Annotated in this window: 25 protein-coding genes; 11 read left to right on the top strand and 14 right to left on the bottom strand. The window is 66.9% G+C overall.

The genetic code is table 11. The features are described 5' to 3' along the window. The first annotated feature begins 123 nt into the window (after positions 1-123). Complete coding sequence (locus tag GGR13_RS12130) at positions 124-1,233, top strand: DUF2336 domain-containing protein (protein WP_246347831.1); 1,110 nt, start codon at positions 124-126, stop codon at positions 1,231-1,233. Between the two features lie 61 nt (positions 1,234-1,294). Further along, on the top strand, positions 1,295-1,480 hold the full coding sequence (locus GGR13_RS12125) for a hypothetical protein (protein ID WP_183213811.1): 186 nt from the start codon (positions 1,295-1,297) through the stop codon (positions 1,478-1,480). A 3-nt stretch (positions 1,481-1,483) separates the two neighbouring features. Here the strand turns inward: GGR13_RS12125 and GGR13_RS12120 are convergent, their stop codons facing one another. The 10 genes from GGR13_RS12120 to GGR13_RS12075 form a co-directional block, all read right to left on the bottom strand. After that, the gene (locus tag GGR13_RS12120; protein WP_183213810.1) at positions 1,484-2,161 is read right to left on the bottom strand and encodes a class I SAM-dependent methyltransferase; all 678 of its coding nucleotides are present in this window, start codon (positions 2,159-2,161) and stop codon (positions 1,484-1,486) included. 35 nt (positions 2,162-2,196) lie between these two features. Next, the gene (locus GGR13_RS12115; RefSeq protein WP_183213809.1) at positions 2,197-3,339 is read right to left on the bottom strand and encodes an endo-1,4-beta-xylanase; all 1,143 of its coding nucleotides are present in this window, start codon (positions 3,337-3,339) and stop codon (positions 2,197-2,199) included. 13 nt (positions 3,340-3,352) lie between these two features. Then, on the bottom strand, positions 3,353-3,763 hold the full coding sequence (locus tag GGR13_RS12110) for a flagellar export protein FliJ (RefSeq protein ID WP_183213808.1): 411 nt from the start codon (positions 3,761-3,763) through the stop codon (positions 3,353-3,355). A 16-nt stretch (positions 3,764-3,779) separates the two neighbouring features. After that, the gene (gene fliI, locus GGR13_RS12105) at positions 3,780-5,123 is read right to left on the bottom strand and encodes a flagellar protein export ATPase FliI (RefSeq protein WP_183213807.1); all 1,344 of its coding nucleotides are present in this window, start codon (positions 5,121-5,123) and stop codon (positions 3,780-3,782) included. A gap of 59 nt (positions 5,124-5,182) precedes the next feature. Continuing rightward, positions 5,183-6,121, bottom strand: coding sequence for a septation protein IspZ (locus GGR13_RS12100; RefSeq protein WP_183213806.1), 939 nt, complete (start codon positions 6,119-6,121; stop codon positions 5,183-5,185). A 54-nt stretch (positions 6,122-6,175) separates the two neighbouring features. Further along, positions 6,176-7,129 (bottom strand): Brp/Blh family beta-carotene 15,15'-dioxygenase, encoded by a 954-nt coding sequence (locus GGR13_RS12095; RefSeq protein WP_183213805.1) that lies wholly within the window; start codon positions 7,127-7,129, stop codon positions 6,176-6,178. Positions 7,130-7,193: 64 nt separating this feature from the next. Further along, positions 7,194-7,970 carry a bacteriorhodopsin-like gene (locus tag GGR13_RS12090; RefSeq protein WP_183213804.1) on the bottom strand — a complete coding sequence of 259 codons (777 nt, stop codon included), beginning with the start codon at positions 7,968-7,970 and terminating at the stop codon, positions 7,194-7,196. A gap of 159 nt (positions 7,971-8,129) precedes the next feature. Continuing rightward, positions 8,130-8,765 carry a LuxR C-terminal-related transcriptional regulator gene (locus GGR13_RS12085; protein WP_221230657.1) on the bottom strand — a complete coding sequence of 212 codons (636 nt, stop codon included), beginning with the start codon at positions 8,763-8,765 and terminating at the stop codon, positions 8,130-8,132. A 75-nt stretch (positions 8,766-8,840) separates the two neighbouring features. Beyond that, positions 8,841-9,596, bottom strand: coding sequence for a competence/damage-inducible protein A (locus GGR13_RS12080; protein WP_183213803.1), 756 nt, complete (start codon positions 9,594-9,596; stop codon positions 8,841-8,843). 9 nt (positions 9,597-9,605) lie between these two features. Continuing rightward, complete coding sequence (locus GGR13_RS12075; protein WP_183213802.1) at positions 9,606-10,472, bottom strand: WecB/TagA/CpsF family glycosyltransferase; 867 nt, start codon at positions 10,470-10,472, stop codon at positions 9,606-9,608. Between the two features lie 126 nt (positions 10,473-10,598). Here GGR13_RS12075 and radC point away from each other — a divergent pair, with 126 nt between their 5' ends. The 7 genes from radC (at position 10,599) to GGR13_RS12040 (ending at position 14,869) form a co-directional block, all read left to right on the top strand. Further along, complete coding sequence (gene radC, locus GGR13_RS12070) at positions 10,599-11,333, top strand: RadC family protein (protein ID WP_183213801.1); 735 nt, start codon at positions 10,599-10,601, stop codon at positions 11,331-11,333. Beyond that, entirely contained in the window at positions 11,330-11,842 is a 513-nt protein-coding gene (locus tag GGR13_RS12065) for a GNAT family N-acetyltransferase (protein ID WP_183213800.1), read from the top strand. The genes radC and GGR13_RS12065 overlap by 4 nt, the downstream gene beginning before the upstream one ends. Before the next feature lie 83 nt (positions 11,843-11,925). Then, entirely contained in the window at positions 11,926-12,174 is a 249-nt protein-coding gene (locus tag GGR13_RS12060) for a BolA/IbaG family iron-sulfur metabolism protein (RefSeq protein WP_183213799.1), read from the top strand. A gap of 2 nt (positions 12,175-12,176) precedes the next feature. Continuing rightward, on the top strand, positions 12,177-13,085 hold the full coding sequence (locus GGR13_RS12055; protein WP_183213798.1) for an aldo-keto reductase family protein: 909 nt from the start codon (positions 12,177-12,179) through the stop codon (positions 13,083-13,085). Between the two features lie 59 nt (positions 13,086-13,144). Further along, positions 13,145-13,516: a Grx4 family monothiol glutaredoxin gene (gene grxD, locus GGR13_RS12050; protein ID WP_425486093.1), complete on the top strand. Its 372-nt coding sequence runs from the start codon at positions 13,145-13,147 to the stop codon at positions 13,514-13,516. 1 nt (position 13,517) lies between these two features. Then, positions 13,518-13,946 (top strand): acyl-CoA thioesterase, encoded by a 429-nt coding sequence (locus GGR13_RS12045; protein WP_183213797.1) that lies wholly within the window; start codon positions 13,518-13,520, stop codon positions 13,944-13,946. 167 nt (positions 13,947-14,113) lie between these two features. Continuing rightward, entirely contained in the window at positions 14,114-14,869 is a 756-nt protein-coding gene (locus GGR13_RS12040; RefSeq protein WP_183213796.1) for a hypothetical protein, read from the top strand. A gap of 337 nt (positions 14,870-15,206) precedes the next feature. Here the strand turns inward: GGR13_RS12040 and GGR13_RS12035 are convergent, their stop codons facing one another. Continuing rightward, on the bottom strand, positions 15,207-16,295 hold the full coding sequence (locus tag GGR13_RS12035) for a WD40/YVTN/BNR-like repeat-containing protein (RefSeq protein WP_183213795.1): 1,089 nt from the start codon (positions 16,293-16,295) through the stop codon (positions 15,207-15,209). Positions 16,296-16,441: 146 nt separating this feature from the next. Further along, on the bottom strand, positions 16,442-17,059 hold the full coding sequence (gene rpsD, locus GGR13_RS12030; RefSeq protein ID WP_183213794.1) for a 30S ribosomal protein S4: 618 nt from the start codon (positions 17,057-17,059) through the stop codon (positions 16,442-16,444). A gap of 212 nt (positions 17,060-17,271) precedes the next feature. On the opposite strand from rpsD, the gene GGR13_RS12025 reads away from it, so the two are divergent. After that, positions 17,272-17,532, top strand: coding sequence for a type II toxin-antitoxin system VapB family antitoxin (locus GGR13_RS12025; protein ID WP_183213793.1), 261 nt, complete (start codon positions 17,272-17,274; stop codon positions 17,530-17,532). Next, the gene (locus tag GGR13_RS12020; RefSeq protein WP_183213792.1) at positions 17,532-17,936 is read left to right on the top strand and encodes a type II toxin-antitoxin system VapC family toxin; all 405 of its coding nucleotides are present in this window, start codon (positions 17,532-17,534) and stop codon (positions 17,934-17,936) included. Before GGR13_RS12025 ends, GGR13_RS12020 begins: the two co-directional genes overlap by 1 nt. 25 nt (positions 17,937-17,961) lie before the next feature. Here GGR13_RS12020 and GGR13_RS12015 read toward each other — a convergent pair whose 3' ends face one another. Then, complete coding sequence (locus tag GGR13_RS12015; RefSeq protein ID WP_183213791.1) at positions 17,962-18,891, bottom strand: MBL fold metallo-hydrolase; 930 nt, start codon at positions 18,889-18,891, stop codon at positions 17,962-17,964. Between the two features lie 199 nt (positions 18,892-19,090). After that, the gene (locus GGR13_RS12010; RefSeq protein ID WP_183213790.1) at positions 19,091-19,705 is read right to left on the bottom strand and encodes a superoxide dismutase; all 615 of its coding nucleotides are present in this window, start codon (positions 19,703-19,705) and stop codon (positions 19,091-19,093) included. Positions 19,706-19,850: the final 145 nt, after the last annotated feature.

Below are 19,850 nucleotides of genomic sequence, written 5' to 3'. Positions count from 1 at the left end.
GCCCGGATCCCCGACACCCTCCGTCGCGAGCGGCGATATGCCATACCCAACTTTGGAGTGTCCAAGCCTATCAGAATCGTGACCTTTGAACATAGGCCAAGCGGACGCGTAGGAGTAACCCGGTTGACAGACAGCGTACCGACCCCGGGGCAAACCCCCGACCGCCTATCGCGCCTGCCCGATCTGATCGCCATGGCCAGCGAGTCGTCGAGCGAACGCCGCCGCGAACTGCTGCGCGAACTGTCGGAACATTTCTTCGGGTCTCCTGCCCATGGCGAGGCCGAGGCCGAACTCTACAGCGACGTCTTCACCCGGCTTCTGGCCGACATGGAGACGGCAGTGCGGGCCGAACTGTCCCAGCGTTTCTCGACCCGGCTGAATGCCCCGCGTTCCCTGATCCGCCGGTTTGCAAGCGACGAGATCGAGGTCGCGGAACCGGTCCTGCAGGGCTCGCCCGTGCTCACCGATGAAGACCTGCTGGCCGTGGTCCGGACGCAGGGCCAGGGGCACCTCCGGGCCGTCTCCCGTCGTGCCTCGGTCAGCGAGGTGGTCTCCGACGTCATCGTCGCCCGAAGCGATGACGAGACCCTGCAGACCCTGCTGGAGAACGAAGGGGCCAGCCTGTCGCGGCAGGCGTCCGAAAGCGCCATCGACCGGGCCAAGGGCAATCCCGACCTGCATGCCGTCGTCGTCGACCGCAAGACCCTGCCACCGGACCTTCTCAACGAGATGTATTTCGTGGTGGAAAGCGAACTGCGTCGACGCATCGTGGCGCGCAATGCCGCGCTCGATCCGGACCTGCTGGAGACCGCGATTTCGGCCGGGCTCGCGCGGCTCGGGACGGAGGACGGGGTCCTGCCGCGGGACTATCTCGACGCCCTGGCCCTGGTGAAGACGAACCGGAGTGGCCGGACACTGTCATCGATCGAGATCGCCCGCATCCTGAGATCCGGCAACCAGACCGCCTTTCGCATCGCCCTGGCCGAGGTCTCGGACGTCGATTTCTACACCGTGTCGCGGATCATGGAGCAGGGCGAGATCGACGGGCTGGCGGTGCTGTGCCGGGCGGCGAACCTGGACGGCCCGCTGTTCCTGACGATCGCGCTGTCGGTGCTGGGGAACACGGCCTCCGCCATGGGCAAGGCCCGCGCCTATGCCCTGCACTATGCCGAACTGGGCCAGGATGCCGCCACCCGGACGCTGCGGTTCTGGCGGATGCGCCGCGCCGCGTGATCGGGCACGGGCGCGACGCGCGCCGCCGCCGGGATCGTGCTAGGGATCGGGGATGACAACGATGGACGACGACAGCCCCGCGCCGCCGACCCCGGACGGGCCGGAGGAAACCCCCGTCCAGCGGGCCCTGCGCCTGAAGACGGCAGCCCTCGAGGCGCGCGCCAAACCGCCGCGCGGCGGTCGCTTCCAGCGCGAGCAGGCCGCCCGGATCACGACCGGGAAATCGCGCCCCTGGATGAGCCGATAGGCCTCAGGCGCGGACGGCGATCAGGGACTTGGTGAGCCCCAGGACAATCTCGTCGTGGTGTTCGGCGTCCGGAAACAGGAAGCGGAACTGGGTCTTGTCGAGCAGCCGGGCATGCTGGACATCGCGCATGGCCGCCCCGATGTCCGCCGCCTTCTGCGAGAACCCGTGCGGGCGTTTCATCAGGGCGCGCGCCCGGCCCTGTTCGCTGCGCCAGTGAAAGAAGGGCGCCGAGAAATGGGGCTCGATCGGGAACCAGAAATAGGGCGTCTGCACGTAGTAGCGGGGAGCCAGCCGGCGAACCTCGCCTGCGAACGCCTCCATCCGCACCCAGTCGCCGACATGCTCGACCACCGAGTTGGAATGCACGAGATCGAACCCCCGGTCGGCATACTGCGGCAGGTGACAGGCATCGCCGTCGACCGCATCGAACAGGGTCTCGTCCACCGCTTCAAACCCGCCGGGATTGACCAGGGTGATGTGGACACCTGACCGGTCCAGGAAACCCCGGTCGAACAGGGTCCAGTAGTTGGCCTCGCCCCCCAGATCGATGATCCGGACGGCGCCTTTCTCGGCATGGATCGTTTCGATCAGGGCGATGATCCGCCGCGCCCGGGCCCGCCGGAAGCGCGACACCAGGGAGTCAGGGTTGGAATTGTCCTGAAGGGCGTGGATCAGATTCATGCACGGCCTGTACCGGAACACCGGTTCACAGCCGATTAAGCGGCGGTGGCCAGCCGGTCGGCCAGGGCCCAGAACGCCGGCTTGGGCTGACCGCCCTCATCGAACAGCAGGGGCAGGTCGCTGCCGTCGCCGTCATATTCGGGGCGGTTCAGATTGCTGTCGCTGTCCCGGACGCCCCAGGTCGTGAAGGCATGACGCTGGGCCACGGGCAGGGCCAGGAAGGCCGCCGCCGTCTCGGCCGTCAGGGCCTCCTGGATCGACAGTTTCTGCGCACGCGTCAGGGGCGACCGGCCAGCAGGCCCAAATTTGACGTCGAACTCGGAGATGTGGATCGGCAGCCCCAGGCTGGCGAGGTCCGTCAGGGCCGCCGTCACCAGCCCCGGCGCGGTGTCGGCGTGCAGGTGGGTCTGGGTGCCCACGCCCCCGACCTTGCAGCCGCGCGACCGCAGCCGGTCGACCAGACGCATGAAGGTCACCCGCTTTTCGGGCAGCAGTTCCAGATTGTAGTCATTGACGAACAGGATGGCCCCGGGGTCCGCCTCGGCCGCGGCCTCGAAGGCGCGGACCATATAGTCCTCTGGCCCGAGATTGCGGCTCCACAGACTGTCGCGAAAGCCGTTGCCGTCCTCGGCCACCGGTTCGTTGACGACGTCCCAGCTGGGGGTCATCGCGCGATACCGCTTCACGATCGTCTGGATATGGGTCTCGAAAGCCCTGCCGAACGCCGCCGCCTGGCCGTCCAGACGCTGGAAGGCCGGGACATCGTCCAGCGCGTACCAGACCAGGCTGGTGCCATGCAGGCGCTGGCCGTGGGCCCGGGCGAAGTCGGCGATACGATCCGGCCAGGTCCAGTCATAGCGACCGTCCTCGCCCATGACGGCCGGCAGCTGGAAATTCCACTCCGGGGTCAGCTGCGAGAAATGGCGCGCCGTCAGGTCGACAAAGACGCTGTCCGAAACCTTGTCCGGCAGGAAACAGGTGCCGATCGGCAGGTCGGACAGGTCCCGGAGCCCCGGGGGCGGGTCGGTGCGCGGCAGGTCGGCCACCTCGGGGAGGCCGGCCGTCTGGCGGTCGAAGTCCGCCAGCCGCGCGTCGATGTCTTTCGGGCCATAGGCCTCGGCTCCCCGGCCGCAGGACGCCAGGGCAAACAGGGAGGCGAGGACCGTGCGGCGGTCCATCGCCAGAGGTCGCCTAGCTGGCACGCTTCCGCAGACCCATTTCGTCGAACGTCGCCGTCTCGCGCTTGTTGGCGGCGATCAGGGCGTTCAGCCGGGTCTGTTCGGCGACGTGCTCGAACTTCTTCAGTTCCTCGAAGGCGGTCGTCAGGGCGTCGCGGGCCCCCTCTTCCTCGGCGTCCAGCACCATCAGATCGGCCTCGGCGGCACCCTTGCGGCCCGCCCAGCCCTGCATATAGGCCTGCAGCATCATGCCGGCCTGGGCATCGGCCCGCGCGCGGTCGCGCTCGGCCTGGACCTCGGCATCCAGCACCGCCAGCCGCATCTGCCCCAGGGTCCGGCGCTCCGCGATCTCGGCCAGGCGCTTCTGCAGCGTCTCGACCTCGTAGTTGGAAATCCGGATCAGCGAATGGGCCCAGGCGGTCATACAGAGAACTCCAAATTCACGGCTGCACCATTCCTTGGTTCAGAATGGTTTCGAGACGACTAAAGGAATCGGCCAGACGGGTGGTGTCGTCCTTGTCCTGGCCCAGGAATTCCTCGAGCTGGGGATTGAGGGCGATCGCGCGGTCCACGACCGGGTCGGCCCCGGTGCGATAGGCCCCGATCTTGATCAGCTCTTCCATGTTGGAATAGGCCGACAGGCACTGGCGGGCGCGGCGGTTCAGCTCGCGCTCCGGCGGCGTCTGGCAGCCCGGCAGGGTCCGGCTGACGGATTTCAGGACGTCGATGGCCGGGAACCGGCCCCGCTCGGCGATCTTGCGATCCATCACGATATGGCCGTCCAGAATCCCGCGTACGGCATCGGCGATCGGCTCGTCATGGTCGCCGCCGTCCACCAGAACCGTGAACAAGGCGGTGATCGGCCCCGCAGTCGTGCCGTCCGGCCGGATCGGCCCAGGCCCCGCCCGCTCCAGCAGCTTGGGCAGTTCGGTGAAGACGGTCGGGGTATAGCCCTTGGTCGTCGGCGGCTCGCCGGCCGCCAGCCCGATCTCGCGCTGGGCCATGGCAAAACGGGTGACCGAGTCCATCAGGCACAGGACCTCCAGATCCTGGTCCCGCAGATATTCCGAGATGGCCAGGGTCATGTAGGCGGACTGGCGTCGCTTCAGCGCCGGTTCGTCCGAGGTGGCCACCACGACGATGGCGCGCCTGAGCCCGTCCTCGCCCAGGGTCTCCTCGATGAACTCGCGCACCTCCCGGCCCCGTTCGCCGATCAGCCCGACCACGACGACGTCGCAGGTCGCCTGTTTGGCCAGCATCGACAGCAGCACCGACTTGCCCACGCCCGATCCGGCGAAGATGCCCAGGCGCTGGCCCCGGCAGGTGGTGGTGAAGACGTCCATCGACCGCACGCCGAGATCCAGACGCTCGCCCACCCGGCCGCGCGAATGGGCCGGGGGCGGAGCCGCCCGCAGCGGATAGGGCACGGGCCCCTGGGGTAGCGGACCCTTGCCATCGATGGGCTGGCCAAAGGCGTCGATGATCCGGCCGAGCCAGGCCTTGGTGGGTCGCACGGATGCCGCCGAGCCGATGATGCGGATGTCCGCCCCCGGTGCCACGCCCTCGACCGGCCCGAACGGCATCAGCAGGGCCTTGGCGTCGCGGAAGCCGACCACCTCGGCCGGCAGGGCGGTGGTGCCCCGGCGCGTGATCTCGGCCCGCGCCCCGACCGCCAGACGGCTGAGCCCGCCGCGCGCCTCGATCAGCAATCCGGATACGCCCGCGACCTTGCCGGTCACGACCAGCGGGTCGATCGCTTCGATGGCGGCCACGAGATTGCGCATGCATCAGCGATGCGGGATCGTGGTTAACGGGGGGTGAAGGCGAACCAATCCTCCCCAGCTTAGTAGGCGCGGGCCTCCGGTCCCTTGCGGACCCACCACAGCATCGACAGGAACAACACCATCACGATGGGCACGTCGAGGAAGGTGGTGAACACCAGCCAGGCGTCCCGGGACAGCAGGGCCACGGCCGTCGCATTCATCCCGGCCGACACCAGCCCGATCAGTCCCATGCCGATGGCCAGCCGGCGGGCATCGACGTCGAAGGCGAAATAGCGGGCCAGGCGCGCCGCCAGTTTCTGACCCTTGCCCAGCCAGCCGTCCAGCAGGAAGGGCACGGCGCCGATGACGCCCAGGATCGTGCTCCGGTGCTGGATGATCCGGTCGTCCTGGAAGATCAGGGCGAAGGCCGCCGAGACCAGGCTCATGGCGATGCCGAACACGGCCAGCCCGCCCAGCAGGTCGATCTTCGTGATCCGCTGGACGACCCACAGGGCCAGACCGGCTCCGGCCCCACCGACCGCCGCGGTGACCAGTCCGTATTCCCTGGCCACGAAGAAGAAGATCAGTCCGAGGGAGACATCGGTGGCCAATGACGGCCAGTTCCGCTTCCACGCCGCCTGGCTGCGGGCCTGCATTTCCGCACTGTTGCTGGCTTCGGCCATGTCGACGAATTTCTGCATCCCCGGCCCATAGGCCAGTCTGCTGCCCGGGTGGCTTTCATGCACGACCTCGCCGTCCAGGCGGGCCGCGATGCCATAGCTCCAGGTCGTCGCCGGCCCGATCTCGACCTCCAGCACCCGACCGTCCGGGCGGGTCCAGACAAGCCAGTGGTTGCGCAGCAGGTCCTTCGACCCCTTCTCGATCCCGTCGCGGGCCACGACCTGACCGTCCAGCGTCAGGGCGGACCGGCTGTGGTCCATGAACACCTCGTGCTCGACCGCCAGGGTCTGGCCGTCGAGGGTGAAGGTCCGGTTCAGGCGCGACAGACGGATGGGCATGGGACTCCGCAGGCAATGCAAGTCCCCGGAAACTATGGGGCCCGGCCCGCCAACTCAATCCGCCAGTGCAGCGCGGGGATGCTGGCCCAGAGCGATGGCAGCGTCCCGGGTCGCGACGGGCGTGCCCCGACGGGCGAGCGCCTCGACCAGCAGCGGCACCAGCATGTGCGGGACCGTCAGGATCGACAGGGTCATGAAACTGGCCGCCATGATCCGCTCGGGCAGGGCCGGACGGATCTCCATCCCGAACAGCGACAGGGCGATCAGTCCGGCGGCTCCTGTCAGCGGCACCACGACCCAGCCCCACCGGGCAAAGCCGAGCCAGTGCAGGGCAGACAGGCTCTCGCGGAAATGGCGTGGCGAATGGAAAAGGCAGAAGTACAGGGCGAATCCCACGATCGGGGGGAGCAGGACCATCGATGCCAGCGACAGCGTCGCGGCAATCGCCCGGGACCGTCGCCCGCTGGACCAGAGGGCGGCCACGGCGACCAGCGCCACGACGAGGGCGACCGGCATGACGAGGAACATCAGGTCAGCGATCATCGAACCCTGAGCCTGTCCGGTCAGGCCGACGAAGATCCGGGCCATGGCGTCGCGATGGATCAGGGTCGGCGCACACAGCAGTCCGAGGGCGACACCGAGTTCGAGGAAACGCGCGCCCGTCCCGTCCCAGTCCTCGGAAAAGTGAACCGTGGCGGTCACAATGAAGGCACCCAGCGCCAGGACGGGCGCCACCTGCCACAGGGCCAGTATCAGGGCCGCGCATCCCAGATACAGGACGAGCAGACCGGCCAGCCCGGTCCACGGCCCGCGGCTGCGCGCCTTGATCAGTTCCAGGTCCAGGGTGCCGTGCGGCAGGCCGAAGACCAGCAGCGACAGGCAGCCGACCGAGGTCGCCGCCGCTCCCCCCAGGGGCACGCCCGCGATCATGGCCAGACCGCAGGCGGCCGCCCCCAGTGCAAGCACCCGGGGCGGCCGGTCGGACGGTGAACGGTTCGAAAGGGTCATGAAGGACACCGGTTCCGCGACCGTGGCCGGGGGAGGATCCGATCGGACCGACCCCCGTCCACCGTCAGTGGGCGCTTGCGCCGGCGGGCTTGAGGTCGCCGTACTCGACCGCCGATTTCCGGACGGCGATATTGTAGATCAGGATGCCGACGCCGACCTTGGCGATGATGTCGGCGATCGTGTAGCCGATCTGCAGGCTGGTCTCGACCGTGCTGCCGCCCAGGTTGATGAAGGGCACCATGTAGACGATCGGGTAGAAGCCCCAGGACGCGAAGGTCACCAGCCGGGCGGTCTTGATCAGCTTCTTCACGCTCTCGGGCTGGCGCTCGATCGAGGCGCCGAGACCCTTGAACAGTTCCCAGACGATATAGAGGAACGGGATGGTCGACAGCGTGCCCCAGATCGCCCGGGTCACATTGTCGTTCGCGATCTCGCCCGGATATCCCAGCGCGATCATCAGGGCCGCGGCGCAGCCGAGCTTGAGCGACTTGGACACGGTCTCTTCCTGCGACAGACGCATGACGAGGATCAGCTCGATCAGCAGGAGCGGCACGGTCAGCAGCCAGTCGACGTAGCGATAGGCGTCGTTGAACGCGAGGCCGGTCACGGAGATGACGCCGTTGCGCACCTCATAGGCGGTTTCCCAGCTGTCGAAGATCCGGAGGTAGTGATAGGCGGCGATGGCCGTCACGAGGCCCGAAATCGTCAGGGCCGTCTTGTAGGCCGGGCCGACCTGGGAGCGGCCGAACCACAGGAAGATGGTCGCGGCGGCCATGGTCGCGAAGGTGAACGAGAACGCATTGTAGACGAGCAGATACTGCCCGATCTCGATGGGAGGCATGGTTTTTCTCTCTCTGCAGACGGCGATCCGGCGAAACAAACGACCCTGTTTCCGGATCGGGTTTCGATGTTTCCTAGTGCGGAGAGGGTTAGGACCTGCCGGATCGGCACGCCATACGGTCTTTAGGCCGTATTCGTCGGCTGTCGGGGCGCTGAATGCCTAGAGACCGGCCTCTACGGCAAGTCGAATGGCGTCTGCGACATTATGGGTGCCGATCTTTTCCAGGATCAGGGCCCGGTGCATCTTGACGGTCTTCTCGCTCAGTCCCAGGCTGAACGAGATCTGTTTGCTGCGATAGCCTCGCGAAATCTGTTGCAGTATTTCGCGTTGACGCGTCGACAGGGTGCGGACGACTTCGACGGCATGATGGTGCCGGTTCGATGACGGGCCGACGGCGTCTTCGTCCAGTTCGACCTGGGTGCCGATGAAATACTCCAGGTCCCCGTTGGCGAAAAAGACCGGTGCCACGAGCACGGCATTGCGAAACGGCTGGCCGCTGCGCTTGTAGTTCAGGATCTCGACGAGGGTGGGCTTGCGGTCACGCGTGCCCTGCCGGATCCGTTGCGTCAGCCAGGGCTCGGTCGCCGGCCCTGCCAGGAAGCGGCAGTTCCGACCCACGATCTCATCGACGCCATAGCCGGTCAGGTCACAGAAGGCCCGGTTGACGGCGATGATGGGATTGTCGGCCAGTCTGGGATTGCTGATCACCGAGGCGATCGGGCTGTTGACGATCGAGGCCAGAAGGACGTTGCCGTCTTCATCGAGGTCGCAATCGATCACCGGGACGCCCTGCACATGCGTGTGCCCTACGCCCCCGCGCCACAATCACAAAGGCATTGCGTCGTCGCACCTGGCGCTGTCGGCTGCGCCCTATTGCGGCAGCATGGTCTCGATCCCGGCCGCGGCCAGTTGCGCGCGCAGGGCCTCCACCGCAGCATTCACCGCCTCGGTGTCGCGTCCCCGGATGACCAGATTGGTGCCGATCTCGCCGTCGCTGCCAGCGCCGAACGGATAGCTGCCGAACGAAAGGTCGGTGCGGGCGCGCGCCATGTCGCCCAGAATCGCGGCCACAGCCCCCTCTCCGACGCCGGTCACGCGGACGGTGCGGGCCAGAACCACCTGGCCATGACGCAGGCGCGGCGCGACGTCCTCCAGCATGGCGGTCATGATCCTGGGCACACCGGCCATGACGAAGACATTGCCGATCTGGAAGCCGGGTGCGTCGGTCACGGGATTGGCGATCAGCGTGCCGCCCGCGGGGATCCGGGCCATCCGGCGTCGCGCCGCGTTGAAGTCGCTGCCATACCGGCGCTCGAGAATGGCCACCGCTTCGGGATGGTCCAGCAGGGGCACGCCAAAGGCCTCGGCCACGCAGTCGGCGGTCATGTCGTCATGGGTGGGACCGATCCCGCCGGTCGTGAAGACGTAGTCATGACTGGCCCGCAGCGCATTCAGGGTGGCGATGATCTGTGCCGGAAGGTCGCCGACCGTGCGCGCCTCCTTCAGATCGACGCCGAGGGCCGACAGGAAACGGGCGATGGTATTCAGATTGGTGTCGGCGGTCCGTCCCGACAGGATCTCGTCGCCGATGATCAGGACGGCGGCAGTGGCAGGCGGCTGGCTCATGGCCGGGTCTTAGCGGCCTGCGCTCCGTCGGTCACCTGCGGCCTTGAGGTCCGCGAGCGCCGGGCCGATCAGGAACCAGGGCTCGACGCAGTATCTCACGAACAGGCGGCGCGGATCGGCCGCCAGCCGGAACAGCCACTCGAGCCCGAGGGGCCCCATCCAGCGCGGCGCGGCCTTCTGGGCTCCTGCCTCATAGTCGAAGGCGGCCCCGACCGGCAGGATCACGGCGTCCGGCAGGGCCGCGAGGTTCTGCATGATCCAGAGTTCCTGGCGGGGCATGCCCATGCCGACGAACAGGACGTCCGGCGCGAACGCCCGCACAGCCTCGACGACCGCCGCATTCCCCGACGATCCTTCGGTGGCATCGAAATAGCCGCTGTGGGCGGCGATGGTGGCCCGCGGATAGCGTGCGCGCAGCTTCCAGGCGGCTGTGTCCGCCACCCCGGCAGCGCCGCCGACATACATCACCCGCCAGCAGCGCCGGTTGGCGAGGCTCCAGAAATGGTCGCGCCAGTCCAGATAGGTACAGCGGTGGAAGGGCCGGCTCCGGAGGCCCAGCAGGCGGGCGAAATGCAGCAGGGGCGTCGAGTCCAGCTGGACCACGTCGGCGCGATCATAGATCTCGCGCATCTCGGGCTCGCGCCGGACCAGGTAAAGGCTGTGGAGATTGTGGTTGGCGACGATCCTCTGCTCGCCGGCCCCGACCCATTTCTCGATCTGGAGCATCAGCTCCTCGGGACGCAGCAGGTCGACCGGTTCCTCCAGGAGGGTCACCCGCTCCTCGTCGCGCCGCACCCGGCGATGGGCAGACCGCACCGCCCGTCGCCGATCCGGCGCGGCGGAGATGAAGTCGTGGATCGCCTTCTCCTGCAACATGCCCCCTCAATACCGCAGGCCCGTCAACGCGTCGTTCCCGGACAGGCTTAACAGCCCGTTGCCGGACCCGCGAGTCCGCACAACCCTGTCTTGATCCTGACGCTGCAGGCTATACCCTAGGTTCTCGTGACTGACGCGTCTGCCGCACCGTCGAAGAAGGGCCCGCCGCGCCACGCGGGGCATCGCGAGCGGCTGCGCGAACGCGCGACCCGGGGCGGGATCGATGCCCTGCCCGACTATGAACTGCTGGAACTGCTGCTGTTCCGGTCGATCCCCTACCGGGACACCAAACCCCTGGCCAAGGACCTGCTGGCCCGGTTCGGCTCGCTGGAGGGCATCGGTGCCGCCAGCCATGCCGCGATCGAGGACCAGGTGGCCCGCACCCTGGGGTTCGCCCGGGGCAAGGCCAGCCGTGCGGCGGCGCTCGACCTGATGCTGATCTTCGACACGGCGCGCCGGGTTGCGCGCGAACCTGCGTCCAAACGCCCCGTCATCTCGTCCTGGACCGCCCTTCTGGCCTATGTCCGGGTCGCCCTGCAGCACGAACCGCGCGAACAGTTTCGCGTTCTGTATCTGGACCAGAAAAACCAGCTTATCCTTGATGAAATCCAGAATCGCGGCACCGTCGACCATGCCCCTGTCTATCCTCGCGAGGTCATCCGCCGTGCCCTCGAGCTGTCGTCAAAGAACATGATCCTGGTGCACAATCATCCGTCCGGCGATCCGACGCCCAGTCGGGCCGACATCGACATGACCCGGCTGATCGTCCAGGCCGGACAGGCCCTCAGCGTCACCGTTCATGACCATCTGATCGTCGGCCGCGACGGTGTGACCAGCCTCAAGCAACTGGGATTGATGTGACCATTCTGACCACCGCGCGACTGACGCTGAAGCCTGTTTCAACGGACGATTTTCCGGACCTGCAGCGCCTGTGGGGCGACGAGGACTTCACCCGCTATGTCATGGGGCGTTCGCTGCGCGCCGAGGAGGTCTGGTTCCGGCTGCTGCGCGATATCGGTCACTGGACCGCGCTCGGCCATGGAAACTGGTCGATGCGGCTGACCGGGACCGGAGCCTATGTCGGGACGGTCGGCGTTCTGGATTATCAGCGCGACCTGGACATTCCCTTCGATGCCCCCGAACTGGGCTGGGGCATCGGTGGCGAGCATCAGGGCAAGGGTCTGGCGCGCGAGGGACTGGATGCCGCGCTGGCCTGGGCCGACGCCCGCTATGCCCGGACGGTCTGCATGATCGGCCCGGAGAATGCCGCCTCCTTCAAGCTGGCCGAGCGCGTGGGATACCGGGTCTATCGCGAGGGTCGCTACAAGGACGAACCCATCACCCTGCTGGAAAGAGTCCGCCCGGACTGAATCCTAACGGCAAAATCGCTGTATGCCGCTCATTAAGGTTTATGCGGCATTGTCTACGATGAACGCTGCGAGACCCAGTGCCCATGCCCATGTCCGTCGAAACGCTGCACGCCCATCTGGCCGAAGCCTTTCCCGATGCCGAGATCGCCATCGACGATCTGGCCGGGGACGGTGACCACTACCGCGCCCGTATCGTCTCCAGCGCCTTTGCCGGCCTGGCTCGCGTTCGCCAGCATCAGCTCGTCTATGCGGCCCTGAAAGGTCAGATGGGCGGCGCGCTTCACGCGCTCGCCCTGGAGACCTCTGCTCCCCCTGCGTCGTCTGGAGCCTGAACATGCGCTACCGGCCCTTTGGAGCCTCGGGCTCGACGGTTTCAACGCTGACCCTGAGTGTCGGCCTCGATGCCCTGGCGGCAGGACCCGAGGCGGCCGAGTCCCTGATCTATTCGGCGCTTGAAACCGGCATCAACAGCTACCGGCTGGAGACGGCCGATCCGGTCGTGGCCGAGGTCGTGGGCCGGGCCCTGTCGAACATGGATCGCAGGCTTCTGAATGTCAGCATGACGCTCGGCACCGGCGACGGGCGGCGCAACAGCGAGCGGGACTTTTCCGCCGAGGGCATGACCGGATACATCGACCGGGCGCTGAATGTCTCGGGCCTGAAGTGGTTCGACACCGCCATCCTGCAGCAGCCGGCCGAGGACGAACTGTCCCAGCCCTCGCTCAATGCGCTGAAGGCCCTGCGGGCGACGGAGCGGGTGAAATACCTGGGGATCGGCGGCGACGACGACGTCCTGGACACCTATGTCTCCACCGGCGCGTTCGATGTGCTGGTGACGCCCTATCACGTCAATGTCGACTGGCGCATCCAGAGCCGCGTGCGTCAGGCGCGCGAACAGGACATGGCCATCCTGACCTACGACTATTTCCCCGAAAGCCTCAACACGCCCAGCAAGGCCGCGAATATCGCCAAGCCCAAATTCGGCTTCTTCGGCCTGGGCCAGCGCCGGAACAAGAACCCGCTGGCCAGCGTGGGAACCTTCGCCTTCCTGCACGAGACCCCGAACTGGAGCGCCGAGGCCATCTGTCTGGCGCATGCCATGACCAACCCCTCGATCTGCAGCGTGATCATCAATGCCGCCGACGCACGGCGGCTGGACCAGCTCGCCAACATCCCTGAGCGGGACATGCCGCCGGGTCTGGCCGCCCAGATCGAGATGGCGCGGGTCCGCACCGCGGCCTGATGCCCTTGACCATCGCGTGCCGGGTGCATAGCTGACTGACGTCAGCGAAAGGTATCCCCGTGACAGACCCCGTTACCGATCAGGCCCCCGCCGCGACCCCCGATCCGATCCAGGCCTTCATCGCCCAGACCGTGGCCGAACACCCCGTCGTGCTGTTCATGAAGGGCACGCCCGACGCGCCGCGCTGCGGCTTCTCCTCGACCACCGTCCAGATCCTCGACCATGTCGGGGCCTCGTTCGTCGGGGTTGACGTGCTGCAGGACGAGGGCCTGCGCGACGGCATCAAGACCTTCACCGACTGGCCGACCATCCCCCAGCTGTATGTGAAGGGCGAATTCGTCGGCGGCTCGGACATCGTGCGCGAGATGTTCCAGTCCGGCGAGCTGGCCGCCCTGATGACCGAAAAAGGCGTCGAGCTGGGCCAGGCCTGACTTGGCCCGCACGCCCCTGACCCCGCGCGAGGACCGCGAGGTCTTCGTGGTGCCCCTCGACATCCGGCCCGAGCACATCGACGCCAACGGCCACGTCAACAATGTGGTCTATGTCGGCTGGCTTCAGGACGTCGGCATGGCGCACTGGAATGCCCGGTTCGATACCGAAACCCGCGCCCGCTGGTCCTGGGTCGCCCTGCGTCACGAGATCGACTACCTGCGCGGCATCGGCCCGGATGCGCAGGGCGTGGTCGCCCGCACCTGGGTCGGGGATCCGGCCGGCCCGCGCTTCAACCGCTATGTCCGCATCGAGGACGGCGAGGGCCGCCTGTGCGCCCAGGGCGTGTCGGAATGGTGCCTGGTCGACGTCAGGACGCTCAGACCCCAGCGCATCCCGGCGACCATGCTGCCGACGTTCGAGCGGCGCTGAACGCAACCCAAGAATGAACGCCGCGCCGGGCGGTTTCTCGCGTCGGTAGGCCATGGTCATGGCGGGATCGCCTCGACGTCGGCAGCGGCCGGGTCCAATTCGCAAACGCCTCATTTTGCTGGCAGACTTCCGTTCGGCGACGGGCAGTCGTTGGGGGATTGGCGGCTGTGACACGCGTTCCGAAGACACCGATCCGGCGGGTGACGAAGGAAAAGACGCCCCATCCGCCGATCACCTTCACATCCGAGGCCATCGTCGCACTGGCGGCCCTGCTGGTCTCCCTGCTCAGCCTGTCGAGCTCGGCCTGGTTCGCGGTCCGGGGGTCGGTGGTGACGGCGGTGCCGCCTGACAGCGTGTTCTTCTATCGCGACGCCGGAAAGGGTGCGGTCCTGACGGCGGGCGTCGATACGGCCCTGGTGAACTCGGCCAGCGCGAACTACGGCGACGTGGTGACCCGTATCACGATGGAGATCGACACCCCGGCCGCCATCGATCCCGTGTTCGAGTACCAGACCCTGGTCACCCCCGTGTTCAGCGAAACCGCCGAACGGCAGGCGGCGGACTGCCCTGTGACGTCGCGGTGCGTCCGGAACAACCGGTTCCTGGCCATCGAGGAGCCGCGACGGACGCTGGATGTGCCGGGCGGCACATCACGGTCCGAGTACATCGGTTTCGTTCTTGAGAAGGGTAACTGCGCCGTGGAGGGAGCCTGCGACGCCTTTGTCGACCTCGCCAGCGCCGCCGGTGCCCTGGACCGGGTGCAGACCCTGACCATCCGGTTTCGCTATCAGCTGCACTCGGACGGAGAGAAGGTCGCGACCTGTGTGCTGGATCTGACGTCACCCGGGCCCGGCCCCCGCCGGCCCTGGCTCGCCGCACGGCTTCAGGATCAGGGCTATGCCTTCCTGAAATGTGGCCGGTAGGCCGGAAGAACAATGTTGTTGACGCCTGACCAAGGCGGGGTGACCCTGCCCTGCCAGATCGTGGCGCGGAGGGCATCGGGATGACCGGTCGGGATTCTAGGGTTCGGAGGCTGAGGCTGACCCGGCTTCTGGTGGTGGCGCTGCTGACCGCTCCCATGGCGGGGTGTCAGCTGTTCGCTTCGTCCCGAGACGCCGTGCCGCCCCCACCACCGCCGCCACCGCCTCCGGTGATATCTCCGCCAGACAGCGGGGGCGACCTGCCGACCTGCCCCGGCGACCCGCGCTGCGATCGCGCCTGACCGCTGTCAGACGGGGCCGCTGAAGGCCGCGGCTGTCCTTAGGACTCCAGATCCAGCCGGTGCAGTTCGACGCCGATGGCGAACACGGCCTTGCCCGTCGCCGTCGGCACCACCCGCACCTTGTTGACGGCCAGCCCCATGGTGGCCGGGGTCCAGGTCGCGCCGCCGTCGCGGGTCTCGAAGCCGTGTGGCATGGCACCGATCCAGCCGTGCTGTTCGTCGACAAAGCCGACCCCGAAGGCCCGGGCGGCCGCATTGTCGACCAGAGGCATTTCCGCCCAGGTCAGACCGCCGTCGGTGGTCTTTGCAAACACCCGCTGGCTGACCGTGGGGTCGGGATTGTAGCTCTGGACCGTGACATAGCCGGTCGCCTCGGTCGGGAAGCTCATCTTCCAGGTCAGTTCGAACGGCCTCTGCCCCTCGTAGACCCGCGACCAGCTGCGACCGCCATCCGCCGTCCGCAGGATCACGGCCCGCGACTGTTCCACACTGGTGTCCGTCGCCCCGGCGATGAAGCCGATGCGCTCGTCGACGAAATGAATGTCCAGGATCATCGCCGTCAGGGCGGACAGGTCCTCGGATGTCCAGGTTTCGCCCCCGTCGCGCGAGGTCGCCAGCAGGGCCGGGCCGCCGACGCGACCCCCGGCCCGCACCGTGATCCTGTGATCCAGAACCCCCGCATTGATGAAGGCCGCCTTGTGGATGTCGATGGCACAGATGCCCGTCACCGCCGGGCCCGCGATGGTGATCGGCTCCCAGGACGCGCCGCCATCCCGCGTGCGGTACAGGGGGGTGGTGTCGGTGACGCCGGGGAAATAGTCGGGCCCGATATTGCCGAGGAAGCCGAGCTGCGCATCGACGAAGCCCAGGGCCCGCACGAAGGTCCCGGGGCGATCCAGCTGTTTCGTCCAGGTCTGGCCGCCGTCGGTGGTCCGGAACAGCCGCCCCAGCCCGTTGCCGTACCAGCCGGTCATGGCATCGACGAAGACGACGTCGTCCTGTTTGCCGCGATAGGGCTCGGTCGGCAGCTTGACCCAGGCCGGGGCCGTCGCCGGGGCCTGCGCCCGCGATACAGCCGGCGCGACCGCCATGGCCACCGTGCCCGCCATGAGTTGCCTGCGATCCATGTCCGTCCCTCCTGCCTGTCAGGGCAATGGAAAGCGTCCTTTACGTCAGCGGGCAAGTGAAACGTTCGTAATCCGCCTGTCGACCCGCCAAAGAAAAAGGCCCCGGATTGCTCCGGGGCCTTGTCCTGTCCGTGATCGAGGGTCGATCAGGACGCGTAGTATTCGACGACCAGGTTGGGCTCCATCTTCACCGCGAACGGCACATCGGCCAGTTCGGGCTGACGGACGTAGCGGACCGAGAAGCCGCGGTCGCCCAGTTCGATGTAGTCAGGGATGTCGCGCTCGCCGGACTGCTGGGCCTCGAGGACCAGAGCCATGTTGCGGGACTTTTCCTTGACCTCGATGACGTCATCCGGCTTCACGCGGTAGGAGGCGATGTTCACCTTCTTGCCGTTGACCGTGACGTGGCCGTGGTTGACGAACTGGCGGGCGGCCCAGACGGTCGGGACGAATTTGGCGCGGTAGACGATCGCGTCCAGACGGGCTTCCAGCAGGCCGATCAGGTTCTCGGAGGTGTTGCCCTTGCGACGGGCAGCCTCGTCATAGGTCTTGCGGAACTGCTTTTCCGTCAGGTTGCCGTAGTAGCCCTTGAGCTTCTGCTTGGCCTTCAGTTGCAGACCGAAGTCCGAGACCTTGTTCTTGCGGCGCTGGCCGTGCTGGCCGGGACCGTAGGAACGCTTGTTGACGGGGGACTTGGCGCGACCCCACAGGTTTTCACCCATGGCACGGTCGATCTTGTATTTGGCGCTGTGGCGCTTGGACATAGAGTTCTCTTCAACTTGATGCGGCCCGGCATCCCCGCAACTGGGAATGCGATCTCAACGGCGGTCCACGCATCGTCCGTAGTGTCAACGCGCCGCCGACAGGGTCGGTGACGTGAAGGCGCGGCTTATGACGGGATGGGGCGCATGAGTCAATCGCGGCCTTGGGAGTCATACATCGGCGTGATAGTGTATGACTGAAGGGAGCGTCCGCCATGAGCACGCTAAGCATCCGTAGTCCGAGAGCCAACCAGCTTGCGCGGCAACTGGCCGCGCTGCGGGGGGTGACGATCACGGACGCTGTCGAGACCGCGCTGGAAACGGCCATGAAGGCCGAGACGCGCCGGGAAAGCCCCATGGAATCTGCGAAGCGTATTCTTGAGGAACGCGGGCTGTCTTTCCCGCCAGGTCGTCAACCCGTGCCGCAGAGCGCCTATCATGACCTCGATCACGACCTGACGGGTGAAGACCACTGATGTTCGTCGACGCATGCGCCATCATTTCGATCATGGCGCGAGAGGACACGGCCGAGGCCTATCAGTCCGCCCTGACTGCAGCGGCGGCCCCGTTCACCTCTTCACTGGCCGCCTGGGAGGCCGTGATCATCATGGCGCGACCCGATCAGCTCAACTGTTCCTACACCGAAGCAGAAGGCGTCATTGTCAGCTGGCTCGAGACGAACGGCATCGTCCTGCGTGAACATCTCGATCCAAGGACCGTCCTGGCGCACGCGGTCGCCGTCGCCCAGACGCATGGTGTGGGCAAACGCGCCCTCAGCAATTTCGACTGCTTCCACTATGCGCAGGCCAGGGCCGCGGGGACGCCCTTGCTGACCCTGGATCGTCTGCTTCAGCAGACGGACGTGGAGACGCGGCCCTGAGCGACCGCGCCTCCTTATAACGATCTCAGGTCGCGGGTGCGTCCGGCACCCAGACGAAGGTCTCGCCGTCCTTGCGGATGCGGCCCAGACCGGGGAACGGGAAATGCACGCCGTACAGATGCAGGTTCTCTGACGCCGCGCGCTCCAGCAGGGCCTTGCGGCTGGCTTCGGCGGTGGCCTCGTCGCCGTCGAACTGGATGGTCCAGTCGGGGCGCTGCACCGAGATGACCTGGTGGTGCATGGTGTCGCCGAAATAGGTCAGGCTGTCGGCGCCCGTGCCGATGCGGTAGCCGGAGTGGCCGGGCGTATGGCCGTCGATATCGACCGAGGCGACGCCCGGCACGATCTCGGAACCGGCGGCGAAGGCCTGAACCTTGGGCGTGATTGCCGTCACCAGGGCGGCCAGGGTCGCGTCCGCCTTCATCGCCGCCCATTCCTCGTTGGACAGACGGATGGTGGCGTTGGGGAAGGCCAGGGCTCCCGCGCTGGTGACCAGACCGCCGATGTGATCGCCATGCAGGTGGGAGATGAAGATGTCGGTGACCTGATCCGGCTGGACGCCGGCAGCGGTCAGCGAGCCCATCAGCTTGCCTTCGGTGCCCATGCCCCCGGCCGCGCCGGTGTCGAACAGCAGGACGGCGTCACCGTTCCTGACCAGCAGAGGCTGGATGCTAAGGGCCAGGGTGTCGGTCGGCAGGCCGGCAGCCGTCAGCAGGGCATTGGTATCGGCCGCGCTTTCGCCGATCGCCAGGGTCTTGTTGTCATTGGGGACCGCCAGGCTGCCGTCGCGCAGGGCAAAGGCGTCCATGGTGCCGATCTTGAAGGCATGGACATCCGGGCTGGCCACGACGGCTGCGGTCTCGGTCGCGGCGGCATCGGTGGTCTCGGCGGCGGGGTTACAGGCCGCGAGGGCCATCAGCAGGGCAGCGACAGCCGCCGTATTCACAACTCTCATGACATCTCTCTGGTGCTGGGGATCGGGAGGCGATTTCCTCCCCACGGCGTGGGGAGGGGGACCGCGAAGCGGTGGAGGGGCCGGTGCCGCGCCACGGAACTGTTGAGTTGCTGAACCAGCCCCTCCACCCCGCTGCGCGCGGTCCCCCTCCGCGTCGCGTCGCGACGGGGAGGACAAGATGCGGTGGAGGGGCCGGTGATCAGCCCTTGGCTGCGGCGTAGAGTTCGTTGGCCTTGTTCCAGTTCACGATGCCCCAGAAGGCCTTGAGGTAGTCCGGGCGACGGTTCTGGTATTTCAGGTAGTAGGCGTGTTCCCAGACGTCGGCGCCCAGAACCACGGCACCCTGTTCGTCGGCGACGTCCATCAGGGGATTGTCCTGGTTGGGGGTCGAGGTGACCTTCAGCTTGCCGTCCTGAACGATCAGCCAGGCCCAGCCCGAACCGAACTGGGCGGCACCGGCGGCGTTGAAGTCGGCCTGGAATTTTTCCATTCCGCCCAGATCCGCGTCGATCGCGGCGGCCAGCTCTGCCGAAGGCTCACCGCCCTGACCGGCCGGGGCCAGAAGCTCCCAGAACAGGCTGTGATTCCAGTGGCCACCGCCGTTGTTGCGGACGGCCTTGGGCAGTTTCGAGATGCCGGCCAGCAGGTCCTCGATCGAATGGTCGGCCAGCGACGCATCGGCGGCCACGGCGTCGTTCAGCTTGTCGACATAGGCCTGATGATGCTTGCCGTGGTGGATCGTCATCGTCTCCTTGTCGATCGCGGGCTCCAGCGCGTCATAGGCATAGGGCAGCGGCGGAAGGGTGAAGGCCATATCGGGTTCTCCTGAGGACGATGGAAGCTGAACGGTATGTAGGGCGTTCAGCGTATGACCCAAGCGGCCAAGACCACAAATCGTTCAGAAAACGCTCTTGCCCGGTTGCCGCAGCCGGGGCACGATCGCGCTATAAATGTAAGGG

The organism is Brevundimonas variabilis, assembly GCF_014199945.1.
In the GTDB taxonomy this organism is placed as follows: domain Bacteria; phylum Pseudomonadota; class Alphaproteobacteria; order Caulobacterales; family Caulobacteraceae; genus Brevundimonas; species Brevundimonas variabilis.
The sequence above is the reverse complement of the archived record's forward strand: the minus strand, read 5'-3'. Positions and strand labels throughout refer to the sequence as shown.

Bases quoted from the DNA above. Each gene is read 5' to 3' on its own strand.
- GGR13_RS12095 (WP_183213805.1), bottom strand. From the start codon at position 7,129: ATGACCCTTTCGAACCGTTCACCGTCCGACCGGCCGCCCCGGGTGCTT.
- rpsD (WP_183213794.1), bottom strand. From the start codon at position 17,059: ATGTCCAAGCGCCACAGCGCCAAATACAAGATCGACCGTGCCATGGGT.
- GGR13_RS12090 (WP_183213804.1), bottom strand. From the start codon at position 7,970: ATGCCTCCCATCGAGATCGGGCAGTATCTGCTCGTCTACAATGCGTTC.
- GGR13_RS12015 (WP_183213791.1), bottom strand. From the start codon at position 18,891: ATGAGAGTTGTGAATACGGCGGCTGTCGCTGCCCTGCTGATGGCCCTC.
- fliI (WP_183213807.1), bottom strand. From the start codon at position 5,123: ATGCGCAATCTCGTGGCCGCCATCGAAGCGATCGACCCGCTGGTCGTG.
- GGR13_RS12075 (WP_183213802.1), bottom strand. From the start codon at position 10,472: ATGTTGCAGGAGAAGGCGATCCACGACTTCATCTCCGCCGCGCCGGAT.
- GGR13_RS12055 (WP_183213798.1), top strand. From the start codon at position 12,177: ATGCGCTACCGGCCCTTTGGAGCCTCGGGCTCGACGGTTTCAACGCTG.
- GGR13_RS12110 (WP_183213808.1), bottom strand. From the start codon at position 3,763: ATGACCGCCTGGGCCCATTCGCTGATCCGGATTTCCAACTACGAGGTC.
- GGR13_RS12060 (WP_183213799.1), top strand. From the start codon at position 11,926: ATGCCCATGTCCGTCGAAACGCTGCACGCCCATCTGGCCGAAGCCTTT.
- GGR13_RS12010 (WP_183213790.1), bottom strand. From the start codon at position 19,705: ATGGCCTTCACCCTTCCGCCGCTGCCCTATGCCTATGACGCGCTGGAG.
- GGR13_RS12020 (WP_183213792.1), top strand. From the start codon at position 17,532: ATGTTCGTCGACGCATGCGCCATCATTTCGATCATGGCGCGAGAGGAC.
- GGR13_RS12115 (WP_183213809.1), bottom strand. From the start codon at position 3,339: ATGGACCGCCGCACGGTCCTCGCCTCCCTGTTTGCCCTGGCGTCCTGC.
- GGR13_RS12025 (WP_183213793.1), top strand. From the start codon at position 17,272: ATGAGCACGCTAAGCATCCGTAGTCCGAGAGCCAACCAGCTTGCGCGG.
- GGR13_RS12035 (WP_183213795.1), bottom strand. From the start codon at position 16,295: ATGGATCGCAGGCAACTCATGGCGGGCACGGTGGCCATGGCGGTCGCG.
- GGR13_RS12080 (WP_183213803.1), bottom strand. From the start codon at position 9,596: ATGAGCCAGCCGCCTGCCACTGCCGCCGTCCTGATCATCGGCGACGAG.
- GGR13_RS12125 (WP_183213811.1), top strand. From the start codon at position 1,295: ATGGACGACGACAGCCCCGCGCCGCCGACCCCGGACGGGCCGGAGGAA.
- GGR13_RS12120 (WP_183213810.1), bottom strand. From the start codon at position 2,161: ATGAATCTGATCCACGCCCTTCAGGACAATTCCAACCCTGACTCCCTG.
- GGR13_RS12100 (WP_183213806.1), bottom strand. From the start codon at position 6,121: ATGCCCATCCGTCTGTCGCGCCTGAACCGGACCTTCACCCTCGACGGC.